Below are 18,975 nucleotides of genomic sequence, written 5' to 3'. Positions count from 1 at the left end.
ATGTTATGAAAACAAAGCGCTCCGTATTATATATGCTGTTGATTTTTTCGCTATCAGCATCTCATATTTTAGCTCAAACTGCCAAAAAAACAACTTCCTGGAAAGGTTTTGAGAAAGTAGAATTCACATTTCAGGGCCGTGATGCGTGGTATGTGAAACCCAAAACGGCGATCGAAGGAAACCCATGGGTATGGCGGGCACATTTCCCCACATGGCACACAGATATGGACAGCATTTTGCTCACTCGGGGATTTCACGTGGCTTATGTCAACACCAACGACATGTTCGCGCATCCAAGAGCCATGCAGGTTTGGGACGCATTCTACGATTACTTGGTTAAAGAAGAGCATTTTGCCCCCAAAGTAGCTTTGGAAGGTGTAAGCCGGGGCGGGTTATATGTGTATGGCTGGGCAAAGCGCAATCCCGACAAAGTAAGCTGCATTTACGCCGAAGCACCCGTTGCCGATCCCAAAAGCTGGCCAGGTGGCAAAGGAAAGGGTAAAGGTTCACCCAAAGATTGGGAAGCCTGGAAGAAAATCTTCAATATGACCGAGGAGCAGGCCGCCAATTTCACGGATATTCCATTGGACGACCTCGGCGGGCTGGCATCCTTCAAAGTACCGATTATTCACGTTGTCGGTTTAAAGGACGAACACGCTCCCGTTGATGAAAATACCGGTTTATTGGTTAAAAATTACCTCGCATTGGGCGGTCCCGTGAGCGTGTACCCGATGACACGCGGCGAACAGACGCTCGAAGGTCACCATTTCCCCATCGAACATCCCGAATTTTTCACAAATTTCATTGAAGAGAACAGCGTTCCGGTGCAGAAGCCATTGCCACACACACCTTATATTACATTGAATAAAGGTTTAGGCAATGCGTTCGAAAAATTCCGGACATCTAAAAAGGGGACGGTGGCTTTCCTGGGGGGCTCCATTACCCATAATCCTGGCTGGCGGAACAAAACTTCCCAATATCTTCAGGAGCATTTCCCTGATGTCGAATTCACATTCATCGCTGCGGGCATTCCGTCGCTCGGGAGCACGCCGCATTCAATGCGTTTCAGTGCTGATGTGCTTGCCAAAGGAACGCCGGATTTGCTTTTTGTAGAAGCTGCGGTGAATGATCGCGGAAATGGATTTAGTGAAAAGGCGCAGATTAAAGCGTTGGACGGCATTTTGAGGCAAATGTATGCGGCTAACCCAAAGGCGGACGTCGTGATGATGGCGTTTGCGGAGCCGAAAAAGAATGACGATTATGACCAGGGCAAAGAGCCAATTGAAGTAGGCGTGCATGAACGCGTCGCAAAGCATTATGGCGCGGCTTACATTAATCTCGCCAAGGAAGTCTACGATCGCATCAAAGCAGGAGAATTTAGCTGGAAATATGATTTTAAAGACCTGCATCCATCACCCTATGGCCAGGAAGTGTATTCCCAAACCATTAAGGAAGTGCTGAAAATGGAATATCCGGTAACCGGCGACATTCAATTACCTGCTCCTATGGACCGTTTTAGTTACGACAAAGGCAGCTACCACAAACTCGAAGAAGCTAAAAACCTCAAAGGCTTCACGCTCGACCCCGATTGGAAACCAAAAGTGAAGTTCCAAACCCGCCCGGGCTTTGTAAACGTTCCAATGCTCGTCGGCGAAACGGCCAACGCATCCCTGGATTTTGAATTTAAAGGTCGCGGAGTTGGGATTGCCATTATTTCCGGTCCCGATGCCGGGAAAATCACCTATACCATCGACGGCAAAAAGCCGCAAACATTAGATACTTATACCCAATGGAGTAACCAGCTGCATTTGCCCTGGTATTTAATGCTCAACGATGAACTTCCGGCCGGGAAGCATAAGTTGCATTTGAGCATTTCGCCCGAGAAGAATGAGAAGAGTGAAGGCAATGCGTTGCGGGTTGTGCATTTTCTTGTAAATGAGTAAATAGCGTTTGTCATGCCGAATATGGCGGGCAGGAAGCTTAGTTTTCGATTGAAACCGGGAATGTGATCGTCGGAGATTTACCTCGGAAACAGATTCGGCAGGTTATACCAGCTCCGCTAGATTTCTGTCCCGACGTCTTCTTTCTGCATTCAACTCCCGCCTAATTCCGCCCTGTCTGCGTAGTGTAAGTACTCTCAAAAATCTTATCCGCATTACCGGCTTCAAAACCATCCCGGCGGTGTTTTCTTTTAATTTCACCAGCTGGAAGATTGGCAAATTCAGGTAGCACTTTGCGTTCCGCGAATTCGACGTAGGAACCGGAAATCCGTAGTTTTTCACCATTTGCAAACTCTGCATCCAGCATTTCGGCCACGGTTGCACTTTGTAGCAAACCTCCATCCGGGCTGATCTTAATCTTCCCGCCGGAAGTATTCAGTTTAATGCCGTGCTTTTCCAAAAATTCGTTGAATTGCGCGACTGTGTTATAGCCTTCGGGAAGGTTATGGACGCTGATCGTGAAATGGTTGAGATAATAGCGGTTGTAGATTACCCAAGCGGCATATTCGCTTTCTTTGAGCAGTGACTGATAATCCTCGACGGTGGGCGTACGCCATAGGGGCTGGTGCAGGAATGCGTCTACGGCGTCGCCATTGGCCAGGTCGAGGGAGTCGACAGGGTCGGTGGTGACTTCGTCGGTGTAGCTTCGGATGATTTGCTGGCTTTTCTCGGATAGGTCGTCTACGCGGAGTTCGCTTACGAAAATGCGTGGGTCGGTTTCGCGGGGTGGGCTATACCACCAGGCGTCGAGTTTTTTGCCTTCAAAGAAATAATGGTCGCGCTTCTCGTAACCGTAATCCAGGAAAATCTTTTCAAACGACTTCACCCCGAGTTGTGGAACGCCCATGGTACGGAATGCAATATGGTCGTTTTCGATCTCGTCGGCACTTTTTACAATGCCGTCGGTCACCATGGCATCCAGTATCACTCCAACATCGGGCACACGTTCCCTGTACCGGCGCATGAGGCCGTTCAAAACGATATCCAGGGCGGTTAGTTTGGCTGCTGACGTTCCCATATTTTTCAATGTTTGATGATTTGTGAAGAGTCTCTTGAGGTTAAATGCAGCTAAGATGTCAGCCTGAGGGAACGAGGCCGCCCGGCGGTCGAAGGCCATTTGCACTGTCAGGCTGACAACAGGAGTTTTATCCCTTCGACAATTCGGCCGATCTTACCTGGGCCGCGAAAATGCCTTTTTCGAGTGTTTTATCTAATTCGCCTGCTTCAAATTGCCGCAATGCAGCCTCGGTTGTGCCACCTTTTGACGCGACAGCCTTAATAAGATCGTCAAGTGATTTATCTGCTGTATTAATAAGGTGGTAAGAGCCCAACATGGTCTGCTTGACGAGCAATGCGGCTACCGATTCCTCAAATCCCATTTGTTTGCCAGCCTCGATCATCGCCTTCACCACATAAAAGAAATAGGCTGGCCCGCTTCCGCTCAATGCCGTTACTGCATTCAGTTGTTCTTCGTCTTCCAGGAACACCGAGCGGCCAGTAGCATTAATAAGGTTCTCGATTTTACGCAATTGATGGATATCTACTTCCGGAGAGGCCGAATAGGCTGTGATGCCCATTCCGAGCATAGCAGGCGTGTTAGGCATCGCGCGGATCACCGCTTTATGGTTCAATGCATGCTGAATACCTTCGATCGTCACACCGGCCATGATCGACAAAACTACCTGGTTGGGCTGGATAACTTCTTTCAGAGAACCGGCTACCGAAAGAAAATCCTGCGGCTTTACGGAAAGAATGATCAGGTCATATTCCCCGATCTGCGGACCGATAATGCCCGTGATAACGCCTGGCTGGAAGCTCGTAAGGCTTTCCATGCGGTCGGTACTTTTTTCAACGAGCAAAAAATCCTGGTTTTTGACAAGGTCAAATTTCAGAAAGGCGCGGGCGAAGGCCATACCCATATTGCCGCAGCCGATGATAGCGATTTTCATTTTAAACTAAACTAATGGTAAGGAACTCGGCGAATTACGCAACTTTTAAGGAATAATGGTCAATTCACCGGGGGATTGTTCATCCTTTGTCCGTCGCCGTTGCCGCGGTCGGCTTTTTGCGTGTTTGCAGAAAATGAAGACGCCCGATCATCAGGCACATGAGCAGCAGAAATTTCATAATGGCCCTTCGGAAAGTGTATTCGATATTCATCAATGTGAAGTGGTGCAGCATGATGAAGAAGCAGAAATAGAAAGCTATGAGCCAGACCAACGGCCAAAGTGCTTCTTTACGACGTGTAAATACCACATTGACAAGCCATAGGCCGAGAAAAATGTAAATAAAATAGCCCCAGTAGCCTGTATCGAAAAAGTATTTGTTCATCCCGTTCAGGATTTCCGTGGATTTTTCAATGGAATACAAACCTGTCCAATTGATCTGATCCTTCATGTCGGGTACCACTGGGAAGTAAAATTTGAAAAAGACCAAGTTCCACAATGCAGTAAAAAGTACACAAAAGCCAGCATAGCCTGCTGCATATCGAACGGATTGCACCAGAGATCCGGAAAACGAAAGGCCAGAAACGACTATTGCCACAGGAATAACCAATACGATCGTTTCCGTTCTCGACCAGCAGGCGGCAGCCATGAACATCGAACCAAGGATGAGATGTGGCGTTTTCTTCGAATCCAGAAACTCAATCGTGAAAATCATGGCTATTGCAAAGAAGACCGCATTAGAAAAGTCGGTTTGCAGCAAGAATGTATAGGCATAAAGCTCGGGAACAGTGACCAGTAGCAACACAAAAAAGCCAGCAAGCACCGGGCTGATTGTTTCACATAATTTGCTATATGTGAATATAAAAAAGGAGACGGTCAGAATGCCCAGCCAAAGTTGCCCGAATGGCAGCCCGATAGACCTGTAAATGACCTGCATCAACATCGTAAACGGCGCGTAATACGGCTGGGTTGATATAAACGCACGAAAATCGGAGCGGAAAAAGAAAGAGGAAACAATGTGGCCTTCCTTTATGGCTTGCTTAGCAACCAGATCAATTCCCACGATGGAATCGTAAGGCGTAACAGGAATGGCGTAGCTTCGCCATACACTGAAAAAAAGGAGGTAGCAAATGGCACCTAAAAAGATCGTTTCATAGACGTTTATCGTGTAGTGATATTCTGTAAAAACCTGCCGTAGCCGTTTAAACAGGCACGACAAATTAAGATTGACGGCCAGGGCGGTAACAGCGATAGCCAGATAAATGCTAAAAACGGTAAGCGTAATGTGAACCAGCTCTAACGCGAAAACCGGGATGGTGGAAATGAAAAAGCCAAGAATAATCGAAAGTGATATTTTTTGAGGAAACCTGCTGATAACCTCAAACTTGTCGATCAGGCCGAAGCCTATCAAGAATTGGAGCAGAAATATTCCGGCTAGAAGCATTTTTAATGTGTGTAAAGTGGATGTTATTGTTTGGAAGGCCGGTATGGCTGGTCGCTTTTGAAAAGCCTTACTATGGATTCCAGATCCGCCTTTGATTTTATTTTCGTGGGATAGCATTGTCCCTTCTGATCAATGAGCACGGCGCAATTCGCTTCGCGAAAATCAGGGCTATCTACGCACACAATCCTGACCTCGCTGTTCATATAAAACATATAAATGGGGTTTGTGAGCGAGAATGAGGAACTTTGCCTGATGTATTTTCGGATATAGGCGGCAGGCGGCGTCAGTAGTACCGGCTTTTGGGGTTTCATAAACTCCACCATGTATTTGGGGAGCATGTAATCGAGGCCAAACCTGTCGGCCATGAGTGTATCGAGCGAAACGGAGCGGGCACGATATTCTTGTTTGTATCTTTTTACCCGTTCGAAAACTTGTGCTCCCAGGAAACGCTGGACCAATAGAAATAACGCTAACGCCGCGACTGTCAGAAGTGTATGAAGAGTATAATCGGTTTTGTCAGAGGTGTTTATAAATGATTTTTTCTTTTGCTGCATTGCTTTTCCACGACTTGTTTGGACAAAGCAAGGGAATCGGAAAGTGTCCTCGAAAATTGATGTGCAAGCGTACCGGGCAAATGATCAAAAGGTCGTCGGCCAAAAATTTTGAAATGTTACCAGAACCGAGTTACTTATGTAATTGTCATTGCCGGTTCCCCGATTACCTATACTATATTGTAATACTCCTATTATGGCTATTAAAGTTGCTATTTCGCACAAGACCCGTTACAAATTTGACCGGAGCGTTTCTCTCTCCCCGCATATTTTCAGGCTTCGTCCTGCCCCGCATTCGCGTACGCCGATCGAAGGATATTCTTTGAAAATCACTCCGGAGAACCATTTTATCAATTGGCAGCAGGATCCTTTCGGCAATTATCAGGCACGGGTCGTTTTTCCCGAAAAAACGACGGAGCTAAGTATCGATGTGGAAGTGATCGCTAAAATGCAAGTAATCAATCCATTCGATTTCTTCGTGGAGGATTATGCGGATAAATACCCTTTCAAATATGAGGCAACACTGGAAAAGGAGCTCGGCCCTTATCTTGAACCCCGCGAGGCAGGGACGCTTTTGATGGATTTTATTCAAAATCTGAAAATTCAGCCGGATATTAAAATGGTCGATTTTCTGGTTTATCTCAATCAGGAGCTTTACAAAGCCATTCATTACAATATCAGGATGGAAGTGGGCGTGCAGACATGTGAGCAGACACTTACCATCCGCAGCGGCTCGTGCCGGGATTCAGCTTGGCTTTTGGTTCAGATTCTGAGGCATCTGGGCATAGCGGCGCGCTTTGTATCTGGTTATTTAGTGCAGCTTACCTCCGACATCAAGTCGCTTGATGGGCCATCGGGGCCGGAAGAGGATTTTACCGATTTGCACGCTTGGACTGAAGCATACGTTCCCGGCGCTGGATGGATCGGTCTGGATCCTACATCGGGGCTTTTTGCCAGCGAGGGGCATATTCCGCTCTGCTGTACCCCCGATTATGCCAGTGCGGCACCAGTTACGGGTGCTACGGATATTGCACAGGTTACTTTTGAATTCGACAATAAGGTCTTCCGCATTCATGAAGACCCGCGTGTGACCAAACCCTACTCGGAAGAGCAATGGGCTGCGATTATGCAGGTGGGATATGATGTTGAAAAGGATTTGCAGGAAGGCGACGTCCGGCTTACCATGGGTGGCGAGCCGACCTTCATTTCGATAGATGATTTTGAATCACCGGAGTGGAACACCGCCGCCGACGGGCCGTTGAAACGGCAATTGGCTTACGATCTAGCATTGAGATTGAAAAACCGCTTTGCCCATGGCGGATTGCTGCATTTCGGTCAGGGTAAATGGTATCCCGGAGAACTCTTTCCCCGCTGGCAATATGCGTTGTACTGGCGCAACGACGGTCTTCCGATCTGGAAAAACGATAATTTGATTACCAAAGAAGGGCAAACAAAATACACCTTCCGTGAGGCAGAAACTTTTACAACAGAGCTAACCAAATACCTCGGAATCGATACCAACAACATTACCCCAACCTACGAAGATCCCATTTATTGGGCCATGGAAGAGGGAAAAATTCCGGTGAATGTCGATCCGTTGAGGGTGAACCTTAAAGATTCGGTGGAGCGAAGGACTTTGGCGAAGCTTTTGGAAAAAGGTTTGAATAATCCGGCCGGTTTTGTGATCCCTGTCAAATGGGAAGAAAGCGGAAAGCATTGGACGAGTACAGCCTGGCAATTCCGCCGGGGTAATTGCTTTCTGATCCCCGGGAATTCGGCGCTGGGTTATCGTTTGCCATTGACCTCACTTCCTGAAATTGCCAAAGAGCACCGCGAACAGCCGGTGGAGCGCAGCCCTTTTGAAGATTTACCAACATTAGCGGATTACCAGCCCATTGTACAGACGCGGTATGGTTCGGTGGCATCGGCATATCAGTTGCCGCTGAATGCAGAGCCGGTTGACGATGATGAAGAACCGAAGAAAAAGAAGGAGGAAGAGCCACAAAATAGCCTGCTCTTCGATGTGCCGGTGATCAAAACCGCGATTTGCGTGGAAGAACGCGACGGCATTATTTACATTTTCCTCCCACCAACCGATTACCTCGAACATTACCTCGACCTGATGGCTTCAATCGAAGCGACCGCTGAAAAGCTGAAAATGCCGGTCAGGATCGAAGGATATCCGGCACCTTCTGATTACCGGGTACAAAAGCTGATCGTTACACCTGATCCGGGTGTTATTGAGGTAAATATCCATCCTGCCAAAAATTGGACGGAACTGGTGGATAATATCAGCGCGTTGTATGAAGAAGCATTCTTTTCGAGACTAGGAACCGACAAGTTCATGGTCGATGGCCGGCATACCGGCACCGGCGGCGGTAACCATGTGACGATCGGAGGTGCCAAACCGGCCGACAGCCCGATATTACGCCGTCCCGATCTCCTCCGGAGCCTTTTGACCTACTGGCAGCACCATCCGGCACTGAGTTACCTTTTTGCAGGACCATTTATCGGCCCTACGAGCCAGGCACCGCGTATTGATGAGGGGCGCGACGAGCGCCTTTATGAAGTTGAAATTGCATTCGATCAGATTCCCGAACATGGTGAAGTACCGTTCTGGATGGTCGACCGTATTTTCAGGAACCTGCTTGTCGACATCACCGGCAATACCCACCGCTCGGAGTTTTGTATGGATAAGCTCTATTCACCCGATTCATCGACCGGCAGGCTGGGCATTCTCGAGTTCCGGGCATTCGATATGCCGCCGCACAAGCATATGAACCTCGTGCAGACGCTACTGATACGTGCGCTCATCGCGAAATTCTGGAAGGAACCTTACAAGCATAAGTTGATCCGCTGGGGCACCGAGCTCCATGACCGTTTCCTTTTGCCGCACTTCGCATATCTGGATATGGTGGATGTGGTGAACGATCTGAAGGAGGCGGGATATAAGTTCGATATCTCCTGGTTCGATTCATTCTTTGAATTCCGTTTTCCGCATTATGGCGGCATAACGGTAGACAATATTCAGCTTGAACTACGACTCGGCATCGAGCCGTGGCATGTTTTAGGAGAAGAATTGTCGAATGCAGGAACGGCGCGGTTTGTGGATTCCTCGCTTGAAAGATTGCAGGTAAAAGTGAGTGGTTTTGTGGAAGGAAGGCATATTTTAGTTTGCAACGGTTGCCGCGTACCGCTGCGGAGCGCAGGCATTAAGGGGGATTATGTGGCAGGTATCCGCTATAAAGCGTGGAACCCGCCGTCGGCATTGCACCCCACGATCGGGGCCGACGCGCCGCTGACGTTTGATATTGTGGATACCTGGAATAACCGTATATTGGGAGGTTGTACCTATTTCGTTTCGCATCCCGGCGGGCGTAGTTTCGATACTTATCCCGTGAATAGTTTCGAGGCCGAATCGCGTAAGATCAGCCTTTTCCAAGGATTCGGGCATACACCCTCGGCGAGCCGTGAGGTGCCGGTGATGGAGAAAATTACTTCCGGCGTATCACGTTTTGTCGCCGAAACGAAAAAGGAAATGAAAGGCGATACACCTATTGAACTTATTAATCCGGAGTATCCCAATACTTTGGATTTACGTAAATACTGGAAATCGAAATAGATTATCAGTAATAACCCTGTTTTTGATACATGCTTACCGAGGCTTCCGTGAACCTGTTACAATCTTACCAAGCTGGCCTGACTTCCTACGATGAGGTGCTGGATACCAACGGAAAATTGAAGCCGCACTGGCGCGCGCTTTTTGCTACGCTGGAAAAGCTCGGTATCGGGGAGCTTAAAAACAGGAATCAGGAGATCATAAGTAAATTGCGGGAAAATGGGGTAACCTACAATGTCTACGGAAGCCCCGACGGCATGAATCGCCCCTGGCAGCTTGACCCCATTCCGTTTCTGATCGAACAAAAAGAATGGAATGGCATCTCAAAAGGCTTGCAGCAGCGGGCGATACTGCTGGATTTGATCTTAAAGGATTTATACGGCCCTCGTAACCTGGTGAAGGATGCGATTATCCCCGCCGAACTGGTTTTCGAAAACACAGGCTTTTTTCGTCCCTGTATCGATATCAAAGTCCGCGGCCCCCGGCAATTGACCCTGTTTGCGGCCGACATGGCCCGCGGGCCGGATGGTCAGATGTGGGTTGTCGATAACCGGACGCAGGCGCCTTCAGGTTCGGGATATACGCTCGAAAACCGCATTGTAATGAGTAAGCTCCTGCCCGAGTTGGCCGACGGCATGTATGTGAGCAAACTCTCGCCTTTTTTTAACAGTATACAAAATACGGTACTGAGGCTTTCCGATAAAAGCAAGGATGCTCCTAACATTGTTTACCTCACACCCGGACCGGGAAACGAAGCATATTTTGAGCACGCATACCTGGCTTCGTACCTGGGTTACACGCTTGCGCAGGGCGACGACTTGCTCGTACGCAATGGCAGTGTTTGGTTGAAGTCCATCGATGGCCTGCAAAAGGTAGATGTTATCATCCGCCGTGTTGACGATGAATGGTGTGACCCGTTGGAATTGCGGGAGGACTCGCGCCTCGGCGTGCCTGGACTTCTGCAGGCGATCCGCCTCGGGAATGTGCAGGTCATAAATCCGCCGGGATCGAGCGTGTTGGAAAATCATGCTTTTCTGGCATTTATGGGGAATATATGCCAGTATTTTCTGGGAGAAAAGCTGCTGATGCCAAATGTAGCGACCTGGTGGTGCGGGCATCAGAAAGAGCTGGATTATGTGTTCGACCATTTCGACGAGCTAATTATCAAGAAGGCCAACCGGAAATCGAGGTTCAGCTCTATTTACGGGCGGATGCTGACGAGTGCCCAAAAGGCGGAGTTGAAAGCGATGATCGCCCAACGACCACACGACTTTATCGCCCAGCAGGAGGTAAGTCTTTCCACTACACCTTCGTTGATAGACGGAGTCCTTGAACCACGTTACGCGGCTCTGCGGGCATTTATGGTGGCCGACGAAAATGGCTATCACGTAATGCAAGGCGGGCTTACGCGCAGTTCGGCGGTGAAGGACCGGTTTGTAATCTCCAACCAGCAAGGCGGCTTTTCAAAAGATACATGGATCGTTTCCGACAAATCGGACGAGCCACAGGAAAGGATCGTGCTGAACACCCCGGCGGCTGTGAACAAGCACATTTCGCTTCCTAGCCGGAGCGCCGAAAACCTGTTTTGGGTCGGGCGCTATTGCGAGCGGGCCATGGCGGTGATCAAGTTCATGAATATTACCATTAACGTGCTCAACCTTGACCGTAATTTCGGCGGATCGGCGAAGCAGGAGCATATCAAGGTACTTTTGCAGTCTCTTACACACGTTTCATCGACTTACCCCGGTTTTCTGGATGGGGATGAAAAGCTGAATGAACCTTATAAAGAGATCATCGCATTGATTTCAGACCATTATCGTCCGGGAACCATTGCTTCCAACATCGGCTCGTTCCTGAGTGCGGTGGGAGCTGTGCGTAACCAGTGGGAGCTGGAAATATGGCGGATCGTGGATTTGATCGACAATGGTTACCACGAGATCCGGAATGCGTCGCATATGAACAGTACCAATATTCAGCGGACGCTCGATGGATTGTTCAATAATATGTTCACGTTCCTGGGCGTCATCGCAGAAAGTATGCCGCGGGATAACAGTTATTTGTTGCTCGAAACAGGAAAACTAATTGAAAGGATATTATCACGGATTAGCGTGATACAGTCCAACTTTGGCGTGGGGCGCAGCATGGCAGTGGAGAATGAGCTGATCGAAGCGACTTTGATCAACCATCATATGCTCGTGAACTACCGGCAGATCTACAAGTCGCATCTGAGTGTGGAGGCGATGCTGGATATGATTTTGCTCGAAACGCGATTGCCGTACTCGCTGGCTTATATGCTCGATGAATTGCAGAAAAATCTCAGTGAATTACCGGCGACCACACGGGGCGAGCGATTGAATGAGGCCGAGAAACTGGCATTGCGGGCTTCTACGCTGATCAAATTGTCGAATATCCAGGATTTAACTAAATGCAATGCCTACGACGAGCGCGAGGAGCTTTTCAACCTGCTCGCTGAAGTGGCACGGCTGATGGGGTCGGTATCCATTTATCTGACCAACCAGTATTTTAGCCACACATTGATACACCACTCTTTTGAACCGATAGACTACGATACGGATGAAGTATAAGCTGATTCACAAAACGGAATATAAATACGCGGAGGCTGTCAATAATTATCACAGTCTGTTGTGTTTGACGCCGCGCGTGCTGCCCGACCAGCTTTGCCAGGATTTTAGTATCAAAATAACGCCTGAGCCGACTCAAATCAGCGAGCGCGTTGATTTTTACGGCAATACCACGCACTACTTTTCCCTGCATTCCCCCCATAAAACGCTGACAGTGCTTACTACGGCGATCGTGGAACGTTTGCAAGAGCGTACGGGCTCGCTGTTCATTCCGTCGTCGGTAAAGAGCGGGGAGGCACGGGAGCGGCTGATGGGTGATCGCGCGTTGAAGATTTCGGTTTTGGAATACACGTTACCGAGCCCGCTCGTAAAATGGGATGCCGATATCAGGGCATTTGCGAGCGACTGCTTTGACGACAATGTGCCTTTGTACGAATGCATTGCCAGGCTTTGCCGGAAGATTTATACCGAATTCAAGTTTGTGGCTGATTTCACGACGGTAAATACGCCCATCAAGGAGGTTCTGGCTGCAAAAAAGGGCGTTTGTCAGGATTTTTCGCATTTGGCCATTGCTTGTATCCGGAGTTTCGGTTTTGCGGCGCGCTATGTGAGCGGGTATCTCGAAACACTTCCGCCGCCTGGGAAGCCCAAGTTACAGGGCTCCGACGCCTCGCACGCGTGGGTCTCGGTATTTGTACCCGATTACGGCTGGTGCGATTTCGATCCGACCAATAATGTGGTGCCCGGGGAGCGACATATTGTCACAGCCTGGGGGCGTGATTACAGCGACGTGCCGCCATTAAAAGGCATCATTTTCAGCTACGGTAAACATACGCTCACGGTAGAAGTAGATGTGATCCCGGTATAATATTGCATCCGGCCGTATTTGCGACGTTTTTAACAGAATGGTTCTCTGAAAGAATTTGAGAATTGAGCGTTGTTCTCTAATTTTACCAGATCATTTTGAAATAAGTATACAGAACCTCTTTTAATGTAACCGCGCAGGTCGGTCTGTTATAGATGAAATGATTTTGCGGTTGGTTTCTTCTAAGAATTAATAATTATCAGAATTACGAATGAAAGAATTAGCATTTAGAGATGCCATTCGCGACGCTATGTCGGAAGAGATGCGCCTTGACAAGAGTATTTTTTTGATGGGGGAAGAGGTTGCGGAATACAACGGTGCTTATAAGGCGAGTCAGGGAATGCTCGATGAGTTCGGTCCCGACCGTGTGATCGATACGCCTATTGCGGAGCTTGGCTTTGCGGGGATTGCGGTAGGAGCTGCCGGAAACGGCCTGCGCCCGATCGTCGAGTTCATGACGTTCAACTTCTCGCTGGTAGCGATCGATCAGATCATCAACAGTGCTGCGAAAATTCTTTCAATGTCAGGAGGCCAGTACGGCTGTCCGATCGTTTTCCGTGGACCGACCGGTAATGCTGGTCAATTAGGTGCACAGCATTCGCAGAACTTTGAAAACTGGTTTGCGAACACACCTGGTTTGAAAGTGGTGGTTCCTTCAAACCCTTACGATGCGAAAGGCCTTCTGAAATCGTCTATCCGCGACAACAACCCGGTGATCTTTATGGAGTCGGAGTTGATGTACGGTGATAAAATGGCTGTCCCTGAGGAAGAATATCTTATTCCACTTGGGAAAGCGGACATTAAGCGCCAAGGTAAAGACGTAACCATCGTTTCTTTTGGTAAAATGATCCCTCGCGTGGTAATGCCGGCGGTGCTTCAATTGGAAAAAGAAGGGATCGATGTAGAAGTGGTAGATTTGAGAACGGTTCGCCCTATCGACTATCCCGCTGTCATCGAATCCGTTAAGAAAACAAACCGTTGCGTGGTGGTAGAAGAAGCGTGGCCCCTGGCGTCCATTTCTTCTGAAATCGCTTACCACATCCAACGCCATGCATTCGATTATATGGATGCGCCGGTGATCCGTGTCACCAGCCGCGATGTACCTCTTCCATATGCGCCGACGCTCATTGAAGAGATCCTGCCAAACGTGAAGCGCACGGTGGACGCAGTGAAATCGGTCCTTTACAAATAATCCCCAGAGATTTATAACAAAGCCATTACCGTATCAGGTTTTGGCTTTGTTGGTTATAGCCCCTGATATCAGTGTTGGTAAGTTTCTTATTTGAAAGTGGTTATTAATAAATACTATTCCGAAAATAGGCAGAATACTAGTACTTTTGTGCTTTGAACGCCTCCCTGATGTAGACCAACAAATCAATTCAGATTATGCAAGAAGAACGAACAAGATATTCAGAGGAAGAGTTAAAGGAGTTTGAGGAGCTGATCCGTGGGAAACTGGAAGCGACAAGAAGTGAGCTCGATTACATTAAAACAGGACTTAGTAAAAAGAACGATAGTGGCACGGACGTAACAGCCGGAGCAGCCAAATTAGTGGAAGATGGGGCAGATGCCAGTGAAAGGGAAAATTTGAGCCAGTTGGCCGCACGTCTCCAAAAATATTCGGTACAGCTCGAAAACGCGCTGATCCGCATTAAAAACGGCACTTACGGTGTTTGTATTGATACGGGCAAACTGATTCCGAAAGAGCGTTTGCGCATCGTACCGCATACACAGCAAACTATCGAAGCGAAGCTTAGAAGAGCCAGCTGATATTTATCGAATCAAACGCATGACAGGCTATTCCGGAGCGGGGTAGCCTGTTTTGTTACTTTCACGCTGAATGGACCCGGATGGTCGAAGCGTTTTCGGGTATGGACGTCTTCGACTGCGCTCAGACTGACATGGGCGTTTTCGGGTATGGACGTCTTCGACTGCGCTCAGACTGACATGGGCGCTTTAGGGTATGGACGTCTTCGGCTGCGCTCAGACTGACATGGGCGCTTTCGGGTATGGACGCCTTCGGCTGCGCTCAGACTGACATGGGCGTTTTCGGGTATGGACGTCTTCGACTGCGCTCAGACTGACATGGGCGTTTTCGGGTATGGACGTCTTCGACTGCGCTCAGACTGACATGGGCGCTTTCGGGTATGGACGTCTTCGACTGCGCTCAGACTGACATGGGCGCTTCTTCATTCCGCTTCGCTTCCCAATACTTCCCGAAACACTTCCATCAGTCCTTCGGATGGCTCCTGGCCTTTGTTTTTCGTTTTAAAATATTCCTGAAATAACTTTTCCATGCTCAGCGAAAGATCCACCTCCGAGGAAGTATCTGCAACCTCGCTTTTTTTGATCTGCGGAATAATCTGGATTATCCCTGAATGGGCCTCTATTAGCCGCTTTTTATCGGAAGCTTCGAGGTAATTATCGGAAATGATGGTCAGCTCAACCAAATCTTCCTGATGTTCAGCAAGCCATTCAATGGCTTCATCGATGCTGTGGAAGCTTTTACGACGAAGTTTCTTGCCTTTCAAAAGCTCAATAGGCTTGTAACCGACCAGTTTTCCTGCTTCCGCTTCGATCAGGATCACATATTTCGTTTGATTGGCTTCCGAAAAGCTGTATGCCAACGGGCTGCTTGAATATACCACCGGGGCGGGCACCTTATCCACCTGATGAAAGCGGTGCAGATGACCTAAGGCAATGTAATGCACCTGCTTTGGGAAATTTTCGGTGTAAATGGCTTGTGCACCGCCAATATGCAGGATCGGACGCTCGTCGTCAGGTTCTTCGGGCATGGGGCCGCCTTTTTGCATGACGAACAAATGGGTTGCAAGGAGGTTGAAGCCTTTATCGTCGAGATATTCGTCGGCCAGATGTTGCCAATGTTCCTGCAAATGCACGCGTAGGGCTTCTTCTGATTCCTCTACACCGAGGAAGGTTTTTAGGCGTTGCTCATTTGCATAAGGTGTGTGCAGTATGCGTAATGGAAAAGAAGCATTCGGAAGATTGATTTCAATAAATCCGGGCGCTGTCTTGGCAATATCCACTTTTCCTTGCGTGCAAAACGGCTTCACTTCCGTATTCGGAAACCCGACGAACAGAATACCGCATACCTTTGCGAGCGCGTCGGGCACCTGAATGCGTTCGGGGGAATCGTGGTTGCCTGCAATGGCGATCACTGCGCGGGTGCCATTGGCGGAAAGCCGGTGCAAAGTGCTGTACAAAAGTTCAGTAGCTTCGGACGACGGGTTGAAATTGTCGAACAAATCGCCCGCAATCACAATCGCGTCGACCTGCTCGCGCTCGGCAATTTCGCAGATTTCTTCCATCACAAAGCGTTGCTCGTCGAGGCGGGAGAAGTTGTCGAGCTTTTTGCCGATATGCCAGTCGGCGGTGTGTAGTATTTTCATCCGTGTCATTAATTTAGCGAAAATAACAGATCATTTTTGAAGTTTTGAAATATCCAGACGAGCGTTCAAAGGCATTTGCCGGGATTTTTTTGCTGCTGCTGTCAGCCATAGCAGCTGGTATTTGCGGGTGCGGGCCTAAATCCGGCAAGCCTGGCGCGGGTGGTATCGCCATTTCATTTGACGACCATTTCATTAAAGAGTGGTACGAATTGCGGCCATTATTCCAGAAGTACAACGCGAAAGTGACTTTTTTCATTACCTGTCCCGACAGTCTGAATGCGGAAGAGGTGGCCATGTTAAAAGAACTGGAAAAGGAAGGGCACGAGATTGGCTTCCATGGCACAGTTCACGCCAAGTCGACTGAACTAATGGCCGCAGGCGGCCCGAAGGGATACATTGAATCCGAAATCGAGCCGGGTTTGCGCTACATGAATGCGGCAGGCTTTCAACCGACTTCGTACGCTCACCCGGGCGGGAATCACAACGATCGCGTCGATTCGGTGCTTTTAGCCAAGGGCTTTACTATTTTGCGTGATGTCGCGATTTCGAGAAGGAAATACAATGGGTTCCAGTTTTACGCGTGGCCGCCGCGATGGATGAATACTATCTTCTATCCGTTTGAGGCAGAACAAAAGGTCGATGCATTAATAATTGACATGGATGAAGTGGCAGAGGAAGAGATTACCGAGGCTATTCAAAAGGCGAAAGAAACGGGCACTGCATTGATGGTTTTCGGGCATGAGCCGTTGTACGGAGCCCCACAGAACGGCGAATACGGCTTCAATGTAAGTTTCCTGGCCGTAACCCTGCGCGAGGCACAGAAGCAAGGCCTTCGATTTTACACGATGTCGGAGTTACCGAAAATCCGATAGCTATCGGCCGAATTTACGGTCTTTGTAAGCCAGTAGCGGTTTTTCGATATAGTTGTAAGAAAAAGTAGCTACCGCAACAGATCCGATAAAACTCAGAATATAGAGCACGATCTGATAAACAGCCCCTTCCCATTTCGGAGAATACATCATTAGCAGGTTGATCACCACCACAATCACTGCCACGTGATAAAGGTACAGACCATAGGAAATCTTGCCCAAATGATTCATCACCGGGTGGCCCAGGTGTATGATCGTATTCGGATTACAGGAAACATTCAGCACGAAGAATGCGAAGAAAAGCGCATATACTTCAAGAAAGCCAAAGAAATGCACGCCGGAAAAAAACAATGCGAGCAGGATCGCGTAGGCGACGATTTGCACATCTTTTCTGAAAATGAAATTCAGGATTTGAGTTTTATCCTTGTAAACCAGCCACGCGCAGAAACCGCCTAATGCCATTGTCTGGATACGGAACTGCCCCAGGAACGTAGTAATCATCGATTTGCGCGTTTCTTCCGAAGGATCAACCATTTCAATCCCCAGATAAAGCAATGCGGCCGTCAGCAAAAGGAAGAATAGTAAGATCGGAATGCGCTTTTTAGGATACTTGATCAACCAGGGCCAGAGGTAGTAAAATTGCTCCTCCACGCCAATAGACCACGTTTGTGCACACCAGTAGGGCAAATCGTAGAGGACGAACGCAAAGTTTGGCAATACTAATAGCAGAAGCGTAAGCCGCTCGGGCAGATTGACAGTGAGCTTTTCTTCAATGCCTGGATAATCGAAAATAGGAATATGTGGAAAAACAAAGAATGAGAGCCCGATGATCAGAAAGTAAATGGGCCAGATTCGGAATACGCGGCGCAAATAGAACTTTTTGGCATCGACATTCCCAAAACGACCACGCTCTTCGAGCAACAGATAGGTAATGAGAAACCCGCTCAATACAAAGAATAATCCAACACCAAGTCTGCCAGCGTGTTGTATAATGGGGATGTCATATACATGGGCAATACCCAATGCATGCTTAGCTTGCTCGAGATGGTGAAATACCACCAGCGATGCCGCAATAGCACGGATACCGTTCAGATTCGGGAAATAGCGCTTTTTTTTGTCCACCACCGAGCTTATTATTCAAACCAGGCCATCCATTTTCCCTGCACTTTCATGACCTGTTCGATCAGATCGCGAACGGCCCCACGGCCTCCGTTTTTCGGGGAAATATAATCGGCGATGGCGAGGATTTCATCAGCCGAATCGGCCGGGCATGCGCCCATGACGCTGGTGCGCATGACTTCGTAATCGGGCAGGTCGTCACCCATGAATACAATCTCGTCTTCGGTAAGGCTGGTTTCGGCAAGATATTTTTTGAAAACGGGCAGCTTACCGTCAGGTGAAGTACCGATAAAAATGTCGGTCACTCCAAGGTATTCAAGACGTTTACGGACGCCTACCTGGCTCTGTGCGGAAATAATGGCAACGCGATAGCCCATTTTAATCGCCCGGTTGATGCCGTAGCCGTCGCGTACATTGAAAATGCGGGGCTGCTCGCCAGTTTCAAGGGCGATGACGCTTCCGTCGGTCATGACGCCGTCTATATCGAAAATGAAGGTAGTAATGCGCTTGAAACGTTCCGTTAGAGTCGAATTCATGAATAGCCGAATTGTGAATCCTGCAAATATAGCC

General features: G+C 48.6%; 14 protein-coding genes. 7 read left to right on the top strand and 7 right to left on the bottom strand.

Features of this window, described 5'->3' with window-relative positions; all coding sequences use genetic code 11:
• The first annotated feature begins 32 nt into the window (after positions 1-32).
• The gene (locus LZD49_RS13890) at positions 33-1,943 is read left to right on the top strand and encodes an SGNH/GDSL hydrolase family protein (RefSeq protein WP_234668169.1); all 1,911 of its coding nucleotides are present in this window, start codon (positions 33-35) and stop codon (positions 1,941-1,943) included.
• Positions 1,944-2,103: 160 nt separating this feature from the next.
• Here the strand turns inward: LZD49_RS13890 and LZD49_RS13885 are convergent, their stop codons facing one another.
• From LZD49_RS13885 to LZD49_RS13870, 4 genes are all read right to left on the bottom strand, one after another.
• A complete protein-coding gene (locus tag LZD49_RS13885) occupies positions 2,104-3,018 on the bottom strand; it encodes a DUF1338 domain-containing protein (RefSeq protein WP_234668168.1) in 915 nt (304 codons plus the stop codon).
• A gap of 127 nt (positions 3,019-3,145) precedes the next feature.
• Positions 3,146-3,949, bottom strand: coding sequence for a pyrroline-5-carboxylate reductase (proC, locus tag LZD49_RS13880; RefSeq protein WP_234668167.1), 804 nt, complete (start codon positions 3,947-3,949; stop codon positions 3,146-3,148).
• Positions 3,950-4,028: 79 nt separating this feature from the next.
• On the bottom strand, positions 4,029-5,390 hold the full coding sequence (locus LZD49_RS13875; RefSeq protein ID WP_234668166.1) for a hypothetical protein: 1,362 nt from the start codon (positions 5,388-5,390) through the stop codon (positions 4,029-4,031).
• 23 nt (positions 5,391-5,413) lie between these two features.
• Positions 5,414-5,944 carry a hypothetical protein gene (locus LZD49_RS13870; RefSeq protein WP_234668165.1) on the bottom strand — a complete coding sequence of 177 codons (531 nt, stop codon included), beginning with the start codon at positions 5,942-5,944 and terminating at the stop codon, positions 5,414-5,416.
• A gap of 193 nt (positions 5,945-6,137) precedes the next feature.
• Here LZD49_RS13870 and LZD49_RS13865 point away from each other — a divergent pair, with 193 nt between their 5' ends.
• The 5 genes from LZD49_RS13865 to LZD49_RS13845 all read left to right on the top strand — a co-directional run bounded on the left by LZD49_RS13865 (position 6,138) and on the right by LZD49_RS13845 (position 14,777).
• Entirely contained in the window at positions 6,138-9,563 is a 3,426-nt protein-coding gene (locus tag LZD49_RS13865) for a DUF2126 domain-containing protein (RefSeq protein WP_234668164.1), read from the top strand.
• A 29-nt stretch (positions 9,564-9,592) separates the two neighbouring features.
• Complete coding sequence (locus tag LZD49_RS13860; RefSeq protein ID WP_234668163.1) at positions 9,593-12,145, top strand: circularly permuted type 2 ATP-grasp protein; 2,553 nt, start codon at positions 9,593-9,595, stop codon at positions 12,143-12,145.
• Entirely contained in the window at positions 12,135-13,010 is an 876-nt protein-coding gene (locus tag LZD49_RS13855) for a transglutaminase family protein (RefSeq protein WP_234668162.1), read from the top strand. Before LZD49_RS13860 ends, LZD49_RS13855 begins: the two co-directional genes overlap by 11 nt.
• A gap of 208 nt (positions 13,011-13,218) precedes the next feature.
• Entirely contained in the window at positions 13,219-14,199 is a 981-nt protein-coding gene (locus tag LZD49_RS13850; protein WP_234668161.1) for a pyruvate dehydrogenase complex E1 component subunit beta, read from the top strand.
• Between the two features lie 191 nt (positions 14,200-14,390).
• Complete coding sequence (locus tag LZD49_RS13845) at positions 14,391-14,777, top strand: TraR/DksA C4-type zinc finger protein (protein WP_234668410.1); 387 nt, start codon at positions 14,391-14,393, stop codon at positions 14,775-14,777.
• Between the two features lie 419 nt (positions 14,778-15,196).
• On the opposite strand, the gene LZD49_RS13840 is transcribed toward LZD49_RS13845, so the two are convergent.
• Positions 15,197-16,417, bottom strand: a complete 1,221-nt coding sequence (locus LZD49_RS13840; protein ID WP_234668160.1) for an exonuclease subunit SbcD — start codon at positions 16,415-16,417, stop codon at positions 15,197-15,199.
• Positions 16,418-16,461: 44 nt separating this feature from the next.
• Between LZD49_RS13840 and LZD49_RS13835 the strand changes: the two genes are divergently transcribed.
• Complete coding sequence (locus tag LZD49_RS13835) at positions 16,462-17,289, top strand: polysaccharide deacetylase family protein (protein WP_234668159.1); 828 nt, start codon at positions 16,462-16,464, stop codon at positions 17,287-17,289.
• On the opposite strand, the gene LZD49_RS13830 is transcribed toward LZD49_RS13835, so the two are convergent.
• Entirely contained in the window at positions 17,290-18,408 is a 1,119-nt protein-coding gene (locus LZD49_RS13830; protein ID WP_234668158.1) for an acyltransferase, read from the bottom strand. It abuts the gene before it with no gap.
• Between the two features lie 11 nt (positions 18,409-18,419).
• Positions 18,420-18,941: an HAD family hydrolase gene (locus LZD49_RS13825; protein WP_234668157.1), complete on the bottom strand. Its 522-nt coding sequence runs from the start codon at positions 18,939-18,941 to the stop codon at positions 18,420-18,422.
• Positions 18,942-18,975: the final 34 nt, after the last annotated feature.

It is taken from the genome of Dyadobacter sp. CY261 (assembly GCF_021440085.1).
Classification (GTDB): Bacteria; Bacteroidota; Bacteroidia; order Cytophagales; family Spirosomataceae; genus Dyadobacter.
Note: the sequence above shows the minus strand (reverse complement) of the source record. Positions and strands in the feature narration are given on the sequence as shown.

Bases quoted from the DNA above. Each gene is read 5' to 3' on its own strand.
- LZD49_RS13825 (WP_234668157.1), bottom strand. From the start codon at position 18,941: ATGAATTCGACTCTAACGGAACGTTTCAAGCGCATTACTACCTTCATT.
- LZD49_RS13885 (WP_234668168.1), bottom strand. From the start codon at position 3,018: ATGGGAACGTCAGCAGCCAAACTAACCGCCCTGGATATCGTTTTGAAC.
- LZD49_RS13850 (WP_234668161.1), top strand. From the start codon at position 13,219: ATGAAAGAATTAGCATTTAGAGATGCCATTCGCGACGCTATGTCGGAA.
- LZD49_RS13855 (WP_234668162.1), top strand. From the start codon at position 12,135: ATGAAGTATAAGCTGATTCACAAAACGGAATATAAATACGCGGAGGCT.
- LZD49_RS13860 (WP_234668163.1), top strand. From the start codon at position 9,593: ATGCTTACCGAGGCTTCCGTGAACCTGTTACAATCTTACCAAGCTGGC.
- proC (WP_234668167.1), bottom strand. From the start codon at position 3,949: ATGAAAATCGCTATCATCGGCTGCGGCAATATGGGTATGGCCTTCGCC.
- LZD49_RS13875 (WP_234668166.1), bottom strand. From the start codon at position 5,390: ATGCTTCTAGCCGGAATATTTCTGCTCCAATTCTTGATAGGCTTCGGC.
- LZD49_RS13840 (WP_234668160.1), bottom strand. From the start codon at position 16,417: ATGAAAATACTACACACCGCCGACTGGCATATCGGCAAAAAGCTCGAC.
- LZD49_RS13870 (WP_234668165.1), bottom strand. From the start codon at position 5,944: ATGCAGCAAAAGAAAAAATCATTTATAAACACCTCTGACAAAACCGAT.
- LZD49_RS13890 (WP_234668169.1), top strand. From the start codon at position 33: ATGCTGTTGATTTTTTCGCTATCAGCATCTCATATTTTAGCTCAAACT.
- LZD49_RS13865 (WP_234668164.1), top strand. From the start codon at position 6,138: ATGGCTATTAAAGTTGCTATTTCGCACAAGACCCGTTACAAATTTGAC.